General features: G+C 67.5%; 16 protein-coding genes and 2 pseudogenes. 5 read left to right on the forward strand and 13 right to left on the reverse strand.

Annotated elements, in window-relative coordinates; all coding sequences use genetic code 11:
* Positions 1-177 precede the first annotated feature (177 nt).
* From HWY30_RS06055 to HWY30_RS42885, 12 genes and pseudogenes are all read right to left on the reverse strand, one after another.
* On the reverse strand, positions 178-1,746 hold the full coding sequence (locus HWY30_RS06055) for a F0F1 ATP synthase subunit alpha (protein WP_090805162.1): 1,569 nt from the start codon (positions 1,744-1,746) through the stop codon (positions 178-180).
* Positions 1,730-2,488 carry a F0F1 ATP synthase subunit B family protein gene (locus tag HWY30_RS06060; RefSeq protein ID WP_090805164.1) on the reverse strand — a complete coding sequence of 253 codons (759 nt, stop codon included), beginning with the start codon at positions 2,486-2,488 and terminating at the stop codon, positions 1,730-1,732. The genes HWY30_RS06055 and HWY30_RS06060 overlap by 17 nt, the downstream gene beginning before the upstream one ends.
* A gap of 8 nt (positions 2,489-2,496) precedes the next feature.
* Positions 2,497-2,742, reverse strand: a complete 246-nt coding sequence (locus HWY30_RS06065; RefSeq protein WP_090805166.1) for a F0F1 ATP synthase subunit C — start codon at positions 2,740-2,742, stop codon at positions 2,497-2,499.
* Positions 2,739-3,437: a F0F1 ATP synthase subunit A gene (locus HWY30_RS06070; RefSeq protein WP_090805797.1), complete on the reverse strand. Its 699-nt coding sequence runs from the start codon at positions 3,435-3,437 to the stop codon at positions 2,739-2,741. The genes HWY30_RS06065 and HWY30_RS06070 overlap by 4 nt, the downstream gene beginning before the upstream one ends.
* Positions 3,434-3,727, reverse strand: coding sequence for an N-ATPase subunit AtpR (locus HWY30_RS06075; RefSeq protein ID WP_244144802.1), 294 nt, complete (start codon positions 3,725-3,727; stop codon positions 3,434-3,436). Before HWY30_RS06075 ends, HWY30_RS06070 begins: the two co-directional genes overlap by 4 nt.
* Positions 3,720-4,073: an AtpZ/AtpI family protein gene (locus HWY30_RS06080; RefSeq protein WP_425199358.1), complete on the reverse strand. Its 354-nt coding sequence runs from the start codon at positions 4,071-4,073 to the stop codon at positions 3,720-3,722. The genes HWY30_RS06075 and HWY30_RS06080 overlap by 8 nt, the downstream gene beginning before the upstream one ends.
* Entirely contained in the window at positions 4,070-4,501 is a 432-nt protein-coding gene (locus tag HWY30_RS06085; protein WP_090805169.1) for a F0F1 ATP synthase subunit epsilon, read from the reverse strand. The genes HWY30_RS06080 and HWY30_RS06085 overlap by 4 nt, the downstream gene beginning before the upstream one ends.
* Positions 4,502-4,514: 13 nt before the next feature.
* Positions 4,515-5,921 carry a F0F1 ATP synthase subunit beta gene (gene atpD / locus HWY30_RS06090; RefSeq protein ID WP_244144803.1) on the reverse strand — a complete coding sequence of 469 codons (1,407 nt, stop codon included), beginning with the start codon at positions 5,919-5,921 and terminating at the stop codon, positions 4,515-4,517.
* A 141-nt stretch (positions 5,922-6,062) separates the two neighbouring features.
* Entirely contained in the window at positions 6,063-7,103 is a 1,041-nt protein-coding gene (locus HWY30_RS06095) for a zinc-dependent alcohol dehydrogenase family protein (RefSeq protein ID WP_090805172.1), read from the reverse strand.
* 420 nt (positions 7,104-7,523) lie between these two features.
* Positions 7,524-8,399: a helix-turn-helix domain-containing protein gene (locus tag HWY30_RS06100; RefSeq protein WP_090805174.1), complete on the reverse strand. Its 876-nt coding sequence runs from the start codon at positions 8,397-8,399 to the stop codon at positions 7,524-7,526.
* Between the two features lie 37 nt (positions 8,400-8,436).
* Positions 8,437-8,994 (reverse strand): carboxymuconolactone decarboxylase family protein, encoded by a 558-nt coding sequence (locus HWY30_RS06105; protein ID WP_090805802.1) that lies wholly within the window; start codon positions 8,992-8,994, stop codon positions 8,437-8,439.
* Positions 8,995-9,096: 102 nt separating this feature from the next.
* Positions 9,097-9,240: pseudogene (locus tag HWY30_RS42885) on the reverse strand (alcohol dehydrogenase); the annotation flags it as partial.
* Between HWY30_RS42885 and HWY30_RS06115 the strand changes: the two are divergent.
* Positions 9,229-9,354: pseudogene (locus tag HWY30_RS06115) on the forward strand (alcohol dehydrogenase); the annotation flags it as partial. The pseudogenes HWY30_RS42885 and HWY30_RS06115 overlap by 12 nt on opposite strands.
* Positions 9,355-9,490: 136 nt before the next feature.
* Here the strand turns inward: HWY30_RS06115 and katG are convergent.
* Positions 9,491-11,749 carry a catalase/peroxidase HPI gene (gene katG / locus HWY30_RS06120; protein WP_090805178.1) on the reverse strand — a complete coding sequence of 753 codons (2,259 nt, stop codon included), beginning with the start codon at positions 11,747-11,749 and terminating at the stop codon, positions 9,491-9,493.
* Positions 11,750-12,293: 544 nt separating this feature from the next.
* Between katG and HWY30_RS06125 the strand changes: the two genes are divergently transcribed.
* The 4 genes from HWY30_RS06125 (at position 12,294) to HWY30_RS06140 (ending at position 17,128) form a co-directional block, all read left to right on the forward strand.
* A complete protein-coding gene (locus HWY30_RS06125; RefSeq protein ID WP_090805181.1) occupies positions 12,294-13,526 on the forward strand; it encodes a tyrosine-type recombinase/integrase in 1,233 nt (410 codons plus the stop codon).
* Positions 13,527-13,752: 226 nt separating this feature from the next.
* Positions 13,753-14,349: a hypothetical protein gene (locus HWY30_RS06130; RefSeq protein ID WP_090805185.1), complete on the forward strand. Its 597-nt coding sequence runs from the start codon at positions 13,753-13,755 to the stop codon at positions 14,347-14,349.
* Between the two features lie 335 nt (positions 14,350-14,684).
* Complete coding sequence (locus HWY30_RS06135; protein ID WP_090805187.1) at positions 14,685-15,284, forward strand: DUF2760 domain-containing protein; 600 nt, start codon at positions 14,685-14,687, stop codon at positions 15,282-15,284.
* On the forward strand, positions 15,281-17,128 hold the full coding sequence (locus HWY30_RS06140) for an Hsp70 family protein (protein WP_090805190.1): 1,848 nt from the start codon (positions 15,281-15,283) through the stop codon (positions 17,126-17,128). Before HWY30_RS06135 ends, HWY30_RS06140 begins: the two co-directional genes overlap by 4 nt.
* The last annotated feature ends 5 nt before the right edge of the window (positions 17,129-17,133 follow it).

The following is a 17,133-nucleotide window of genomic DNA, read 5'->3' on the forward strand; positions in this document are numbered from 1 at the left end:
TCTGGCCGTGCTCATTCAGGCGCGCAGTTCGCGCTCGATCGTGCAACGGGGCGCCATCCCATGCCCCTTGGCTTTGCCACGTCCCCGGGACGGATACCACTTGTGGCACGCACACGTCCCAGCATGATGCCGATCACCGTTTCGATCTGCCTCGCCTAAGCGGTACGGCTTTCGTTCTCACCGAGCTTGCTGGTCATCGGGGTTCCCTGCCGCTTGCGTCGCGCCCGCGCGTTCGTGCGTCGCCCGTTCGACGAGCGCGCGAATGCGCCCGCTCAGACTGTCGCGCAGCGTGTCGTCGAGCGCGTTGCGCAGCCAAGCCGCGGGGGCCGCGTCAGTGTGCGCGTCGTCCACCGAGCCGAGCTTGTCGCGCACCCACGTCGTCACCTCCGGCGCGACGCCGTCGAACACGCCAGCGGCGAGCGCCGCGAGCAGCGCGATCTGATCGGCGACGCGCAACGCGTTGAAACGCGGCTGCGTGAGCAGCGCGCGAATCCGCTTGCCCCGCTCGATCTGCGCGTTGACGCGCGCGTCCGCGAGACCGCCGAAGCGGCTGAACATCTCCAGTTCGAGAAACTGCGCGTAGTCGAGCCGCAAGCGGCCCGCGACGTCGCGCAGCGCCGCATGCTGCGCCTTGCCGCCGACCCGGCTCACGCTCAGGCCGACATCCACGGCGGGCCGCTGGTTCGCGGCGAACAGCGCGGCGTCGAGCACGATCTGTCCGTCCGTGATCGAGATCAGGTTGGTCGGAATGTAGGCCGACAGATTGCCGGCGTCGGTCTCGGCGATCGGCAGCGCAGTCAGCGAACCGCCGCCGAGCGCGGGCGACAGTTTCGCCGCGCGTTCCAACAGTCTCGCGTGCAGATAGAAAATATCACCGGGATACGCCTCGCGTCCGGGCGGCTCGCGCGTGAGCAGCGCGAGTTCGCGATGCGTCGCCGCGTGCTTGGTCAGGTCGTCGATCACGATCAACGCGTGCTGGCCGCGATCGCGAAAGAACTCGGCGATCGACACACCCGCGAACGGCGCGATCCATTGCAGTCCGGGCGGCGCGGCCGCCGAGGCGACAACGAAGATGCAGCGCTCGAACGCGCCATGCTCGCGCACGGCGTCGATCACCCGCTGTACCGCCGTCGCGCGCTGCCCGACGGCGACATACACGCAGATCACGTCGCTGTGCTTCTGATTGACGATCGCCTCGACGGCGAGCGAGGTCTTGCCCGTCGCGCGATCGCCGATGATCAGTTCGCGCTGCCCTCGCCCGATCGCGAACAGCGCATCGACGACGAGCACGCCCGTCTGCAGCGGCTCGCTGACGAAGTCCCGCTCGATGATCGCGGGCGCCGCGCGCTCGACAGGCAAACGCGTGGTGGTCCCCACCGCCTCGCCGTCATCGAGCGGCCGGCCGAGCGGATCGACGACGCGGCCGAGCAGCGCGTCGCCGACCGGCACGTCGAGCACGCTGCCGGTCCCCACGACGCGCATGCCGGCCCGCACCGCGTCGCCGCTATCGAGCAGCACGACGCTCGCGCTCGCCACGTCGAGCGAATGAATGAAGCCGCGCACGCCGCATTCGAGTTCGACGACCTCGTCGAGCGCGGCGTCGGGCAGACCCGACACGAACGCGATGCCATCGGCGATCTGTTCGACGCGGCCGATGCTCGCCGCCCGCGGTTCGAGCGCGACGCGCGCGAGCGCGGCGCGTTTGCGCGCGAGCCACGCGTCGGCGGTGTCAGCGCGCGTGGCCATCGTCGCGAAGCAGTTCACCGTGAATCTGGTCGAGCTGATCGCGCCAGCTATTGCGCACCACGGCGTGCGCGCCCGACAGTTCGAGCCCCGCAAGCAGCGTGCGGTCGATGTCGGTATCGAATTCGAGGCGCTGTGCGAAGGCGGCCGCGAGCGCCGTTTCGCACGCGGCGCGCTCGTCCGGCGTCAACGCGCGCGGCGCGCTAACATGCAGCGGCACATCCCCGGCAAGCGCGGCGCGCGCGCCGGGCGACAGCCGGCGCACGCCGTCCGCGAGTCCGTCGATGAACCCGGCAACGCGCAGGTCCTCGGGCGAGCGGTCGAGCAACCGGTCGAGCAGCTTGCCCGCGATGTCGACGGCGAGCTGCGCGGCCGCCGCCGACGCGGCTTCGGCCTCGCCCGCGCGCTCGCGCTGCCGGTCCGCAGCCGCCTGGGCGCGCAGCCGCTCGGCCTCGTTGTGCGCGGCGTCGAGCAGCGCCGCGTGCTGTGTGCGCGCGTCGGCCTCGATCGTCGCGAACGCCTGCGCGCGCTGCGCGGCGAGTTGCTCTCGTTCGGCCCGCAGCGCCTCGCGTTCGGCCTGCGCCGCGAGCTTCGCGGCGTTCGCGTCACCCGTCAGCGCATTCGCGCTCGCCTGTCGCTCCGCGATGATCTTCGCGACCGGACGGAACAGAAAGCGCGCGAGCAGCCAGACCAGAATCAGCGCGTTGAGCGTCTGCAGCGCGAGCGTCGACCAGTCGATTTTCATCGCATGCCCTACTTGACGAACGGATTGGCAAACAGCAACAGCAGCGCGACCACGAGGCAATAGATCGCCATCGTCTCGATCATCGCGAGCCCGACGAACAGCGTGCGCGACAGCGTGCCCGCCGCATCGGGCTGCCGCGCGATCGCGTCCATCGCGGCGGCGACCGCGCGGCCCTCGGCGAGCGCGGGCCCGATCGCGCCGAACGCCACGGCGAGCGCGGCGGCGGCGATACTGACGATTTCGATGAGGTTCATGCCGGTCCTTTCTGATTGTCGTGAACGGCGGCGCGCGACTCGCCGACGGCGGCGCCGATGAATACCATCGCGAGCACCGCGAAAATGTAGGCCTGCACCGCGCCGGTCAGCAGATCGAGCGCCATCAACGGAATCGGCACGAGCAGCCCGGCCAGCGACAGCACGATGCCTACCACGAAGACGCCGCTCATCACGTTGCCGAACAGGCGCACCACCAGCGAAAACGTGCGCGTGATCTGCTCGACGACGTTCAGCGGAATCATCACCCAGGCCGGTTCGGCGAACGTCGCGAGATAGCCGCGCCAGCCGCGCGAGCGCACGCCGCACACGAGCGTCGCGGCGAGCACGACGAGCGCGAGCGCGGCATCCGTTTCCAGGTGCGCGGTGGGCGGCTCGACGCCCGGAATCAGCGACGACCAGTTCGCGATCAGCACGAACAGGAACAACGTGCCGATCAGCGCGCGATACGGCGCGGGCTCGGTCTGCATCGTGTCGCGGATTTGCGCGTCGAGCGTGCCGACCAGCAGTTCGAGCGCGGTCTGCGTGCGCGACGGCAGGATGGACAGCTTGCGCGTGAGCCACAGCGAGACGACCGTCATGACCGCCATGATCACCCACGTGACGACCACGGGCGTGGTGATCACGAGCGGACCGAGGCGTACGAGCGGCTCGGTGACGAGCGGCGAATGAATCACGACGTCGCTCGCCGCATGCCGAGCGCCACACCGCGCGCCCACAGGAAACCGCCGATGCCGCCGAGCAACGCGAACGCGCCCGCTTTCGCCAGCAGGACGAATAAAGCGGCCGTCAGCGCGAGCCGCGCCAGTTGCAGCGCGAAGGCGCGCAGCACGCGCCCTCGTGCGAAGTACGCGACGTTCCAGCGCAGCGTCGCGAAGTGCAGCGCACCGCTCAGCAAGCCGACCGCCATTCCCGTGGCGGCAAGCGCGAACGTGTCGGTGAAATGAAACGTGGTGGCGTCAATCACGATCTCTCCTTTGCTGTCGATGCATCCAGCGCCATGCGGACCATAGGCCGATGCCCGCGCCGATCATCAGAAGCGGCGCCGCAAAAAACACCCGCGTACCGGCGATGCGGTCGAGCCAGCGCCCGAGCGCGAGGCAAAGCAGGATCGGCAGCACGATCGTCCAGCCGAGAATGCCGATCTGGCCGAGTCGCGCGCCCAGCGACGGCTCCGGATTCGCGCGCCCGGTCCGCTCGCGGCTCGCCGCGCGCTGCGCGGCTTGCGCGACGCGATCGGCGGGTTCGCCTGGTTCGTCGCGTTTGCCATCCGCTTTCCCGTTTGCCTTGCCGGCAGCAGGCCGCATCGTCATCCCGGTTCTCCACGTGTGGCTTGCGGGCGCAGATAGCGCAGCATCTGGCGCACGGCCTGCGCGTGCAGACGCGTCTGCTCCACGCGCGCGCGCCGCATCGCGTCGAGCTGCGCGGCACGCGCGCGGCGCACGTCCGCTTCGAGCGCTTCGAGCGAGTCGCCCTGCACCGCTTCGCGGCACGCAAGCGAGACGGCCGTGCCGTGCGACACGATCAGCACGCCACCATCGACGGCACAGTAATGCTCGCCGCCATCCGCCGTGCGCCAGCGCACCACCGATGCGCTCAACAGCGTGACCATGTCCGCATGCCCCACGCGCACGCCAAAAGCTCCGCTTTCATCCTCGGCGCGCAACGACACGACCGGCAAGCCGTCGACCATGACGCGCGCCGGTGTCGCGATCGTCAGAGACAGGCCATGCCGGGGCATCGCACACTCCTCGTCACGCCGCGACGGCGCTCGCGGCCGCCGACCTGCCGCGGGCTTCGTTGTCGCGCGCCTCGTCCAGCGCGCCGACCATGTACAGCGATCGCTCCTGCCAGTCGTCGCACTCCCCGGCGAGAATCGCCTTGCAGCCGACGATCGTCTCGGCGAGCGCGACCGTTCTGCCGGGCTGTCCGGAGAACGCCTCGGTGACCGCGAACGGCTGCGTCAGAAAGCGCTGCAGACGGCGCGCGCGCTGCACGGCGCGCCGGTCGTCGATGCCGAGTTCCTCGATACCGAGCAACGCGATCACGTCCTGCAGCTCACGCTGATGTTCGAGTAGGCATCGCACCTCGTTGGCGAGCGCCGCGTGCTCCGCGCCGACGACGAGCGGATCGAGCAGGATCGACGACGACGCGAGCGGATCGATCGCCGGATACATGCCCTCGGCGGCGAGCGCGCGCGACAGCACGATCATGCTGTCGACGTGCGAGGCGATCGTCGTCACGGCGGGGTCGGTGAAGTCGTCGGCGGGGACGTAGACGGCCTCGATCGCCGTGACCGCCGCGTTGCCCACCGACACGATCCGCTCCTGCAACGCTGCTACCTCGCTCGCGAGCGTCGGCTGATAGCCGACCCGCGACGGCATGCGCCCGAGCAGCCCCGACACTTCCGCCCCCGCCTGCACGAAGCGAAACACGTTGTCCATCAGCAGCAGCACGTTCTGGCCGCGCTCGTCGCGGAAGTACTCGGCGATCGTCAGCGCGGTGAGCGGCACCCGCCAGCGCGCGCCAGGCGGTTCGTTCATCTGTCCGTAGACGAGCACGGCGCGCGGCAACACGCCCGAGCCGCGCATGTCCGACAGCATTTCGTGCCCCTCGCGGGAACGCTCGCCGACGCCGGCGAACACCGACATGCCGCCATAGCGCGCGGCCATCGCGTGAATCAGCTCCATCACGAGCACCGTCTTGCCGACGCCCGCGCCGCCGAACATCGCGGCCTTGCCGCCATGCGCGAGCGGCGTCAGCAGGTCGACGATCTTGATGCCGGTCTCGAACAGCCGCGTGGCGCCGCGCTGCGCCGCGAGCGGCGGCGGGGCGCGATGGATCGGCCTGCGTTCCACGGTCTCGGGCGCGGGCTCGCCGCCATCGCGCATCACACCGGCGACGTCGAGCAGTCTGCCGAGCACCGCGTCGCCGACCGGCACCTCGATGGGGCCCGCGCCGACCCGCACGACGGCGCCGCGCGCGAGGCCCGCGGTGGCCTGCAACGCCAGCGCGCGCACCGTGCGCTCGCTGGTGTGCGCCTGCGCTTCCGCGAGGATCGAGGTCCCGTCCGGCCGCGTGATCCACAGCGCGGTATCGACTGGCGGCAGTTCGTGCGTGTCGAACTGGACATCGACGACCGCGCCGCGCACGGTGCTCACGCGCCCGCTTGCGGCGACCGTAGTCGTAGGCGGCGCGGTGTTTTGACGGACTGCGCTCTCTGCAATTGGCACGTGGCGCTCCAACGATCAGTTGCAAACCCCTTCACGCTGACGAAACGTCCAGCATCAAATCGGGACCGTCTATGACGCTTCGATCAACACCTTCAGCGCGCGCGTGCTCGACGCGCGGGAGAACGTTTCGTAAGCCGAAAGAATATCGTCGAGCCGGAAGCGATGCGTGATCAGACGCGTGGGATCGATCCGCCCCGCCTTGACTGTCTTCATCAGCATCGGTGTACTGACGGTATCGACGAGACGCGTCGTGATCGCGATGTTGCGATCCCACAGTTTTTCCAGATGCAGATCACACTTGACGCCGTGCACGCCGATGTTCGCGATCGTTCCACCCGGTGCGACCAGCTGCTGGCAAAGCTCGAACGTCGGCGCAATGCCGACCGCCTCGATCACGCAGTCGGCGCCTACCGATTCGGTCAGCTTCAGCACTTGCGCGACCGCATCGGCACGCGCGTTGTCGATGCAAGCGGTCGCGCCAAAGCGGTGCGCGACCTCGAGCCGGTTCGCGTCGGGATCGATCATGATGATCTGCGCCGGCGAGTAGAACTGCGCGGTCAACAGCGCAGCGAGACCGATCGGCCCGGCGCCGACGATCGCCACGGTGCAGCCCGGCTGAACCTTGCCGTTGAGCACGCCGCACTCGAAGCCGGTCGGCAGAATGTCGGACAGCATCACGAGCGCCTCTTCGTCGAGGCCAGCCGGAATGCGGTACAGACTGCTCTGCGCATGCGGAATGCGCACATATTCGGCCTGCGTGCCGTCGATCCGGTTACCGAGAATCCAGCCGCCCGTCGTGCAATGCGAATACATGCCGCGCCGGCAGTAGTCGCAGCGGCCGCACGAGGTGATGCACGAGATCAGCACGTGATCGCCGGCCGCGAGCCCGCTCACCGCCTCGCCGACCTGATGCACGACACCGACGCCTTCGTGGCCGAGAATGCGGCCCGGCTCGCAGGTCGGCACGTCGCCTTTGAGAATGTGCAGATCGGTGCCGCAGATCGTCGTGCGGGCGACTTTGACGATTGCATCGGTGGGCGCCGTGAGTTCGGGTATCGGCCGTTCGTCGAGCGACTTTTCGCCGGGACCGTGATAAACGAGTGCTTTCATGACGGACTTCTCCTATGGCCGGAATGAAACACGATGCGTGGCGGCAAACGTGTTCGCGCCTGAACCTGGTCGTGTCATGCGTCGGCTAGCGCCGGCGGGAACGTAATGCGTCACGCGCTTGCATCATGAGCCCCAGCGTGGCGGGCGGCTTGATCTGGGTCAAGCACTACGAAAACAACGCCGACGCGTCGATGTCGGCCATTTTCTCGAGTTCTTGCAGATAGAGGCCGGGAAAGGGGCCCGCGCCTGCCTGCACATCGGCCGCGAAGAAGCTGCCCGCGCGAGCACCTCGGTCACGTCGCCGAAGTCGGGGATGATGGCCGCGTGCGAACTGGGCGCGCGGCGGAACCAGAGTGGCGTCGGATTGCTCGACCTGATCGGCTCGGATGATCGCCCAAAAAAATCGAAGACATCGCTATATCACGGCATACGGTTTGCCGATATTGGAGGTTGCGGGGACGCATGCGCCGCGAGCAGCTGCTGATGACGTGCTTCGGTGGCGTCGTCGGCGGGGAACATGCATTCGATGCGCAACTCCTGCGCGGCCACGTTTTGCGGTGTGCCCACGGTCGTGACCATCGAGAAATAGCGCAGCACCACGCCCTCGCTGATGAAGCCGAGCGGAACCATCGGCAGCGTCGCGGGTGTCATGGACGAGCCATGATGCGTCTTCCAGTCGCGCGGCACGTCGGGATACGCAAGCAGTTCATCGAGTAGACGCTTCGTGTTGGCGCCGATTACATGACCGACCGACTCGCGATACACGCGTTGCAGCAGACTTCGCGCGACCTCCTGCCAATCGGCGACGAACGGACGCATGCCATGTGGATCGAAGATCAGATGCAGCATGTTGCGCGGGCCTTCGCGCGCGGTCATGTCGATGAAGCAGTTGAAGAAGCGCGGGGCCGCGTCGTTGGTCATCAGCACGTCCCAGTCGCGGTCCATCACGAGCGCCGGAAACGGCTCATGCTGACGCACGACCCGTTCGAGCGCGCGCACCACGCCGTGCATTTCCTGCGCATTCCACGGTGCTTCCGAATAAATCGGTGCATAACCCGCGGCAAGCAGCAGCGCGTTGCGCTCGCGCAGCGGCACGTCGAGGGTCTGCGCGAGCGTCAGCAGCGTGTCGCGGCCCGGCACGCTGCGCCCGCTTTCGATGAAGCTGATCTGCCGCTGCGAGATGCCGGCCTCGAGCGACAGATCGAGCTGACTCACGCCACGCACGTCACGCCAATAGCGCAACAGACCGCCGAGATCGCCCGGCTGCACTTTCGGATCGTGACTCGTGACGTTCATGGTGTTGCCCTCCTGTTGATGCCTGAACGGGATCGCTTCAGCGCGCGGGCGCGTGCCACGCGAATTCGGCGAACTGCGCTTCGAGCGGCGGCTCGGTCACGCTGCCGGTGTAGTTCGTGATCGTCGACGCGGCGACCGCCGCAACCACCTCGAGAATCTGCTCCGCGCTGAAACCTGCCGCGAGGAAGCGTTGCCGGTCCTCATCGTCGAGGCGGCCGCGTTTTTCGATCAGCATGCGCGCGAGCGTCGACAGCGCCGCGAGCCTCGTGTCGTCGGGCACGCCGCCGTGGCGGATCGCCTCGACATCGGCGCGACGCAGGCCCGCGTTCAAGCCGAGCGCGGTATGAAACGCAACCGCCCATTCGCTCGCGTTCGTCACGGCGTTGGTGAGCAGCAGCGTCTGGATCTCCGGTTCGGTCAGACTGCTCGCATGCACGCGCTCGAACAGGCCGATGAAGCCGTTGATCAGCACCGGTGAAGCCGCCATCTTGGCCGCGATGTTCGGAATCAGGCCGAACGCCTGTTGCAGTTTGCGGAGCACGGGTTTCGATTGCTCGGGAGCGGACTCGATCGTGTGAACGGGATAGCTGGACATGGTATCTCCTTGACTTTGCGCCATCGGAGCGACGGCGCGGTAGTCGAAGAGTAGAGGCAGCCGCGCGGCTCGCCAATTACATCGGATGTCATCGCCATGCACGATCGGCTCTTCGGAAACGCCGACCATCACGAGCTTGCCGTTCAGGCCGAGACCGCCGAGCGTCGCGGCCATCGCCTTGCCGCTCGTCACCGTGGCCAGTATCAGCTTCGCGCCGCCCAGTGCCTGCAGCTTCTCGGCGAGTTCAACATGGGACGCAACTCGGTGCAAGGCTGGCCCTCCGGCACCTCGGCCGATTCGCAGGACACGCTCGGGTTCAGCGCGCTCACCGGTGTCAAGCCGATGATCGAAGAGTATCCGCCGGCGCAGAAGCAGTGACGAGGCGAAGAAAAAGCGCGCTTGCCGGCATCCCGGCAAGCGCGCTCGATGACTTCGCAAATCCACCGTCAAAAACTGCGTCGACGTGGCAAAGAACCACTCGCCAGCACTGGCTGGATCAAGCCAGATCGAAACGATCCAGATTCATCACCTTGGCCCACGCGGCAACGAAGTCGCGCACGAATTTCTCCTTGCCGTCCTCGCTCGCGTAGACCTCGCCCAAGGCGCGCAGCACCGAGTTCGAGCCGAACACCAGATCGACGCGCGTACCGGTCCACTTGACCTCGCCGCTCTTCGTGTCGGCACCTTCGAACGTTTCCGCGGCCTCCGACACCGGCGTCCATTCCGTACCCATGTCGAGCAGGTTACGGAAGAAGTCGTTGGACAGCGTTTCCGGCTTGCTCGTCAGCACACCTTCGCTGCCAGCGCCCACCTTCAGCACGCGCAGGCCGCCGATCAGCACCGTCATCTCGGGCGCCGTCAACGTCAGCAGTTGCGCCTTGTCGATCAGCAGCTTCTCCGCCGCCACCGGGAACTTGCCGCCCAGATAGTTGCGGAAGCCGTCGTGGACCGGCTCCAGCACCGCGATCGCCTGGACGTCGGTCTGCTCCTGCGACGCATCCATGCGACCCGGCGAGAACGGCACCGTTACCTGCTGCCCGGCGTTCTTCGCGGCCTGCTCGATACCGGCGCCACCTGCCAGCACGATCAGGTCGGCAAGCGAAATCTTCTTGCCGCCGGACTGCGCACCGTTGAACTCGCTCTGGATGCCTTCGAGCACCTTCAGCACCTTCGCGAGCTCAGCGGGCTGGTTGACGGCCCAGTCCTTCTGCGGTGAGAGCCGGATGCGCGCGCCGTTGGCGCCGCCGCGCTTGTCCGAGCCGCGGAACGTCGAGGCCGAGGCCCACGCGGTCGTGACCAACTGCGACACCGACAGCCCCGACGCGAGGATCTTCTGCTTCAGCGCCGCGACGTCCTTGTCGTCGACGAGCGGGTGATCGACGGCCGGAATCGGGTCCTGCCACAGCAGTTGCTCCGACGGCACTTCCGGGCCAAGATAGCGGGCGCGCGGACCCATGTCGCGGTGCGTCAGCTTGAACCACGCGCGCGCGAACGCGTCGGCGAACTCGTCGGGGTTGGCCATGAAGCGCCGCGAGATCTTTTCGTAGATCGGGTCGAGGCGCAGCGACAGGTCGGTCGTCAGCATCGTCGGCAGCACTTTCTTCGATGGGTCGTGCGCGTGCGGATACGTGGCCTGCGCGTCCTTCGCGACCCACTGGTTCGCACCCGCCGGGCTCTTCGTCAGCTCCCACTCGTGGCCGAACAGGCTCTGGAAGTAGCTCATGTCCCACTGCGTCGGCGTCGCGGTCCACGTGACTTCGATACCGCTCGTGATCGTGTCGCCGCCCCTGCCGGTGCCGAAGCTGTTGCGCCAGCCGAGCCCCTGGGCCTCGAGACCGGCACTTTCCGGTTCCGGACCGACGTTATCGGCCGGCGCCGCGCCGTGCGTCTTGCCGAACGTGTGGCCGCCGGCGATCAGCGCGACCGTTTCCTCGTCGTTCATCGCCATGCGGCCGAACGTTTCGCGGATGTCGACTGCCGCGGCGAGCGGATCGGGATTGCCGTCCGGGCCTTCCGGATTCACGTAGATCAGGCCCATCTGCACCGCGCCGAGCGGGTTTTCGAGGTTGCGGCCGGGCGGATCGGTACGGCTCTTTTCGGTGCCGTGCAGCTCCTCGTCGGCGACCAGCACGCCTTCGTCGTCTTCCCTGCCGGCCGCTCCCTTGCCGTAGCGCACGTCGCCGCCGAGCCAGGTCTTTTCATTGCCCCAGTAGACGTCCTGATCCGGTTCCCATGTGTCCGCGCGGCCGCCGCCGAAACCAAAAGTCTTGAAGCCCATCGTTTCGAGCGCGACGTTGCCGGTCAGGATCAGCAGGTCGGCCCACGAAATTTTCTGGCCGTATTTCTGCTTGATCGGCCATAGGAGCCGACGAGCCTTGTCGAGGCTCACGTTGTCCGGCCAGCTATTGAGCGGCGCGAAACGCTGCTGGCCGCGCCCCGCGCCGCCGCGGCCGTCGCCGATGCGGTACGTGCCGGCGGCATGCCATGCCATACGGATAAACAGCGGGCCGTAGTGGCCGAAATCCGCGGGCCACCAGGGCTGCGAATCGGTCATCAGCTCGGCGAGGTCTTTCTTGACCGCGGCGTAGTCGAGGCTCTTGAATGCCTCGGCATAGTTGAAGTCTTTGTCTAGCGGATTGGAGCGGTTCGAATGCTGGTTGAGCAGGTCGAGGCGCAATTGCTTCGGCCACCAGTCCCGATTGGTCGTCCCGCCGCCGGCGGTATGGATGAACGGGCACTTTGCTTCGTTTGACATGCGTTCTCTCCTTTGGAGGATGTCTCCGTTGTCGATCGGAGTCGGTGCCTGGGTACTTTCTCCAATCCCATGCAAGGTACTTGTTATGCGTTTGTCATCGTGTCAGGCTTGCGTGGCAATTTGACGACCCGAAACCCGACAGTCAGCCGAATGGCTCGGCAGTGCACTCATGAAATCCAGGGTCGAGGGCAACGCAGCCGATGTCCGTAACGGCTGACTCCGGTCGGCGCTCCACTCCTATTCGAATATAGGCGAGGACCAAGTTCAATAGAATTCGAATACGGCAATGCCACTAATAGACGGCGACTATAGCGGGCGCAAAACGAGCGCCGCCCTGCATCACTATATGCCGATCGATCGTCGCCGCGTCGAAGCTTGAGCGCACCCGGCTGTTTTGCGCCAGGCGCAGCCGACTGTGTGATAGGGTTTCGCGTTTCGTCCGCAACAGAGTGGGCACTGCTTTCTTTTCAGGCAAGCGCTTCTGAGAGCACCTGAGCGAAGCAGAAGACGCCAACCGGCGTGCGCCCGAGGAGTGTCCCGAACCGTGTCCAAAGCCGTGCCGAAAGCTGCCCCGAACGCTGAGTTCGCCACCGTCCAGCCCGTCGAATCGCTCGTCGTGCCGGAACTGCTCGATGGCCGCGACGGCACCAATCGCGGCGCGGCGGAAAACTCGCAGCTATCGGCGCGCAACGACCTCGACGCCGTGCGCGCCTGGCTGTCCAATTACGCGGACACCAAGACCACCTTCGACAACTACCGCAAGGAAGCGGAGCGGCTGCTGCTGTGGGCCGTCGTGCAGCTCGGCAAGCCGCTGTCGTCGCTGACGCACGAGGATCTGCTGCTGTTCAAGGCGTTCATCGCCGATCCGCAGCCGGCCGCGCGCTGGGTGTCGGCGAACGGCGGCAAGTACGCGCGCGGCGACGCACGCTGGCGGCCGTTCAACGGGCCGCTGTCGCCGGCCAGCCAGCGCCAGGCGCTGATCATCCTGAACGCGATGTTCACCTGGCTCGTCAATGCCGGCTATCTGCGCGGCAATCCGATGGCGCTCCTGCGACAACGCGCGAAGCGCTCGGCGCCGCGCGTGACGCGCTATCTGTCGACCTCGCTGTGGGACGAAGTGAAGCTGTTCGTCGAGCAGCTGCCGCAAGATACCGATGCGCAACGCGCGTACTACGCGCGTTGCCGCTGGCTGACCACGCTGTTCTATTTGCAGGGCATGCGCATTTCCGAGGTGGCCGGCGGGCAGATGGGCCAGTTCTTCAGAAGGCTCGGCGCCGATGGTCAGGACCAGTGGTGGCTCGAGACGCTCGGCAAGGGCGACAAGGAGCGGATCGTGCCGGTGTCGGCCGAACTGGTTCAGGAGCTGCGCAGCTATCGCACGCTCAATGGCCTCGCCGCCCTGCCGACCCGCGCCGAGGAAACGCCGCTCGTGCTGCCGTTCAAGGGCCGCAACCGCTGCCTGTCGCGCTCGGCGATTCACGACGCGATCAAGGGCATCTTCGCGGGCGCGGCCATGTGGCTGCGTGCGCGCGGTCCCGAATTCGCCGATCGCGCCGACGAGCTCGAGCGCGCGTCGGCGCACTGGCTGCGGCATACGGCCGGTTCGCATCAGGCGGACGGCGGCGTCGATCTGCGCACGATCCGCGACAACCTCGGCCACGTTTCGCTGAATACGACCAGTCTTTACCTCCACACCGAGGACGACGCGCGGCATACCGAGACCGTTAATCGACACCGGATGAACTGGGACGACGCGAAGTCTGAAGACGGCAATTAAGCGCGGATCGGGCGGGTGAAACGCGCCGGAATTTTTGCGTTATTCCTTTCTATTTCCCGGTTGGATCAATTCATCAGGCGATGCGCGCCGGGCATGCGTTTGCGCCTGCGCGTTTACCCGCTTGTTTCCCCGCTCGTTTCCCTGGTCGTCGATTCATATCTCAAGAATGCAAAACGCCGACCGTTAAACGGGCGTCGCTCGACAAATAACCAATACAAACCGGGGAATGAACTTGAAAACCATCACCAACGCGCTGTTGGCGTCGGCTGCGTGCGCTACCTTTCTCGCGGGCTGCGTGACCAGTGGGCAAGGCCGGCTCGTCAGCGCCCCGAACCGGGTCAACGAAGTGAGCGTGACCGCGTATCAGCCGTTGCCGACCGATGTGTACGTCGCCAATGTGGTCGATCGCGATGTGGTGCTCGTCGGCGGCGATACGTATATCTGGGTCGTCGGCCGGGACGGCGTCCGGCATCGCCAGTTCTATGCTCATGGCGATCATCGCGCCGAGGTTTTCCATCGCCGTGAGGAACTGCATCGCGTGATGGCGAGCCATGGCGGTCATCTGCCGGAGCATCCGGGCGGCGGCGAGCATCCGGGCGGCGCGCATCCGCCGCTCGGGCACCCGGGCGGCCCCGCGCCGGCGATGGCCGCGCACGGACAGCCGCCGCGAGCCGACAGGCACGCCGCCGGACCGGTCAGGTCTGCACCCGCGACGGCCGCGCACGGACAATCGCGCCGCGCCGACATGCACGTCGCCGGGCCGGTCAGGCCCGCGCCCGCACCATCGGCAAAGCGGGTGTCGAAGGATCCGAAGAAGTCGTAACGTCGCTGATAGGCGCGCTGCCAAAGCGCCTTCCTGCATCGCCCGCTTCCCCCCAACTCCCCGCCAATCCCACCCCATTGCCCGCTAGAATTGCCGGCTTTGCCCGCGTCGGGCGCGCCGCAAGGCAAAATACGGGTTTTGCGCGCGCCGCACGCGCGGCCGACCCGGTCGCGCAGCGTCCCCAAGCCGTTTTCGGGCCCGGCGGTTGCATCGTCGCCCCGGGCCGCGCGCCGACCCGCAACATCACAGCCCCGCCCGGCCCGTCAGCTTCGCTGCCCGGCGCACGCGGCGCGGCGAGGACCGCTGGTCCCCAACAGAGCAGATCAGGAGCCTTTATGAGCGATTCGAATCCATCCTTCCTCGGCCGCATTTCGCTGGCCGTCGGGACGTTTTTCAGCATTCTCGGCAATGGCGACTTCGCCGCCGACGTCCTGCGCCTGCGCAACGGCGAAAAGATCGGCGCGGCCCCGGCAGCCGCCCCCGCCGCCACGCCAACCCCGGCCCCCACCGCCGCCCCGCAACCGAAGCCGCAACCCGCGCCGGTGCTGAAGGAGGCCTCCCCCGACGCCGCGCTGCAACTGCTCGGCCTGCTGCAACGCGACGCGCGCTTCATCGATTTCGTCGAGGAAGACATCAAGGCCTATAGCGACGCCGACATCGGCGCGGCCGCGCGCCTCGTGCACGAAGGCTGCCGCGCGACGCTGCGCGAGCACTTCACGATCCGCCCGGTGCGCGACGAAGCCGAAGGCAGCCGCGTGACGCTGCCCGCAGGCTTCGACGCGAGCTCGGTCCGGTTGACCGGCAACGTGGTCGGCAGTGCGCCGTTCAACGGCAGCATCAGCCATCGCGGCTGGCGCGTCGAGGATGTGCGTCTGCCAAAGCTGGCGGACGGTCATAACGCAAAAGTCATCGCACCGGCGGAGGTGGAGCTATGAGCGACGCACGCTATTCGATCGGCATCGATCTCGGCACCACGCACTGCGCGTTGTCCTACGTGGACACGCACGCGAGCGACGATGAGAAAACCACCCAGGACGTGCTGTCGATCGTCCAGCTCACGGGCCCCGGCGCAATCGATAATCTGCCGCTGCTGCCCTCGTTCCTGTACCTGCCGCATCCCGACGAACTGGCCTCCGGCGACCTCTACCTGCCGTGGACCGGCCAGCGCGAATTCGCGGTCGGCGAATTCGCGCGCAGCCGCGGCGCCGGCACCCCGATCCGGCTCGTGTCGAGCGCGAAAAGCTGGCTGTGCCATCCGGGCGTCGACCGGCGCGCGGGCATTCTGCCGAACGACGCGCCGCCCGAAGTCGCGCGCGTGTCGCCGCTGGAAAGCTCGGTGCGCTACCTGACGCACCTGCGCGAAGCATGGGACCACGCGCATCCGGACGCGCCGTTCGGCGAGCAGGACGTCACCGTGACGATCCCCGCGTCGTTCGACCCCGCGGCGCGCGAGCTGACGGCGGAGGCCGCCGAGGCCGCCGGCTTCACGCGCATGACGCTGCTCGAAGAGCCGCAGGCGGCGCTCTATAGCTGGATCCAGAAGAGCGGCGGGCAGTGGCGCAAGCAGGTCAAGATCGGCGACATCATCCTCGTCGTCGACGTCGGCGGCGGCACGACCGACCTGTCGCTGATCGCGGTGATCGAGCGCGACGGCAATCTCGAACTGCATCGCGTCGCGGTCGGCGATCACATCCTGCTCGGCGGCGACAACATGGACCTCGCGCTCGCGCACGTGGTCGCGCGCAAGCTCGCCGCGCAGGGTACCCAAGCCGACGCGTGGCAACTGCGCGCGCTCACCTACGCGTGCCGCGCGGCGAAGGAAACGCTGCTCAGCGACCCCGCCACCGACACCGTGCCGCTCGTCGTGCCGAGCCGCGGCTCGAAGCTGATCGGCGGCTCGATCCGCACCGAGCTGACGCGCGCCGAACTGACACAGACGATCCTCGACGGCTTCTTCCCGCAGGTCGACAGCGCCGCGCGTCCGGTGAGCCGCGCGCGGGTCGGTCTGACGCAGCTCGGCCTGCCGTATGCGCAGGACGCGGGCATCACGCGGCATCTGGCGGCGTTCCTCGGGCGTCAGGTCGGCGCGCTGGCGGAACTCGAAGGGCTGCGCGAGCATGTCGCGCCCAACGCGAGCTTCCTGCATCCGACCGCGGTGCTGTTCAACGGCGGCGTGTTCAAGTCGACGCTGCTGGTCGAACGGATCATGGGCACGCTGAACGGCTGGCTCGCGACCGAAGGCGCGGCGCCGGCCCGTCTGCTCGAAGGTGCGGACCTCGATCTGGCGGTCGCGCGCGGCGCGGCCTACTACGGCTACGTGCGGCGCGGCCGCGGCGTGCGGATTCGCGGCGGCACCGCGCGCGCGTACTACATCGCGATCGAATCGGCGATGCCGGCCGTGCCCGGGCTCGAGCCGCCGGTGCAGGCGCTGTGCGTCGCGCCGTTCGGCATGGAAGAAGGCACCGACGCCGAGCTGCCCGCGCAGGAGTTCGGGCTGGTCGTCGGCGAGCCCGTGCATTTCCGCTTCTTCGGCTCGTCGGTGCGTCGTCAGGATCAGGTCGGCACGCTGCTCGATTACTGGGGCCCCGAGGAGTTGCAGGAACTCGAGGAAATCGAGGCGACGCTGCCGGCGGCCGGCCGCACCGCCGGCGAAGTCGTGCCGGTGAAGCTGCACGCGCGTGTGACCGAAGCGGGCACGCTCGAACTCGAAGCGATCCCGCGCGGCTCCGACGAACGCTGGAAAGTCGAATTCGACGTGCGCGGCAACGCGAATGCGTGATTGAC

This window comes from Paraburkholderia tuberum STM678 (assembly GCF_902833905.1).
Taxonomy (GTDB): Bacteria; Pseudomonadota; Gammaproteobacteria; order Burkholderiales; family Burkholderiaceae; genus Paraburkholderia; species Paraburkholderia tuberum.

Coding starts and splice junctions, on each gene's coding strand:
- HWY30_RS06055 (WP_090805162.1), bottom strand. CDS start 1,746: ATGGCCACGCGCGCTGACACCGCCGACGCGTGGCTCGCGCGCAAACGC.
- HWY30_RS06060 (WP_090805164.1), bottom strand. CDS start 2,488: ATGAAAATCGACTGGTCGACGCTCGCGCTGCAGACGCTCAACGCGCTG.
- HWY30_RS06065 (WP_090805166.1), bottom strand. CDS start 2,742: ATGAACCTCATCGAAATCGTCAGTATCGCCGCCGCCGCGCTCGCCGTG.
- HWY30_RS06080 (WP_425199358.1), bottom strand. CDS start 4,073: ATGACGATGCGGCCTGCTGCCGGCAAGGCAAACGGGAAAGCGGATGGC.
- HWY30_RS06085 (WP_090805169.1), bottom strand. CDS start 4,501: ATGCCCCGGCATGGCCTGTCTCTGACGATCGCGACACCGGCGCGCGTC.
- HWY30_RS06095 (WP_090805172.1), bottom strand. CDS start 7,103: ATGAAAGCACTCGTTTATCACGGTCCCGGCGAAAAGTCGCTCGACGAA.
- HWY30_RS06100 (WP_090805174.1), bottom strand. CDS start 8,399: ATGAACGTCACGAGTCACGATCCGAAAGTGCAGCCGGGCGATCTCGGC.
- HWY30_RS06105 (WP_090805802.1), bottom strand. CDS start 8,994: ATGTCCAGCTATCCCGTTCACACGATCGAGTCCGCTCCCGAGCAATCG.
- katG (WP_090805178.1), bottom strand. CDS start 11,749: ATGTCAAACGAAGCAAAGTGCCCGTTCATCCATACCGCCGGCGGCGGG.
- HWY30_RS06130 (WP_090805185.1), top strand. CDS start 13,753: ATGAACTTGAAAACCATCACCAACGCGCTGTTGGCGTCGGCTGCGTGC.
- HWY30_RS06135 (WP_090805187.1), top strand. CDS start 14,685: ATGAGCGATTCGAATCCATCCTTCCTCGGCCGCATTTCGCTGGCCGTC.
- HWY30_RS06140 (WP_090805190.1), top strand. CDS start 15,281: ATGAGCGACGCACGCTATTCGATCGGCATCGATCTCGGCACCACGCAC.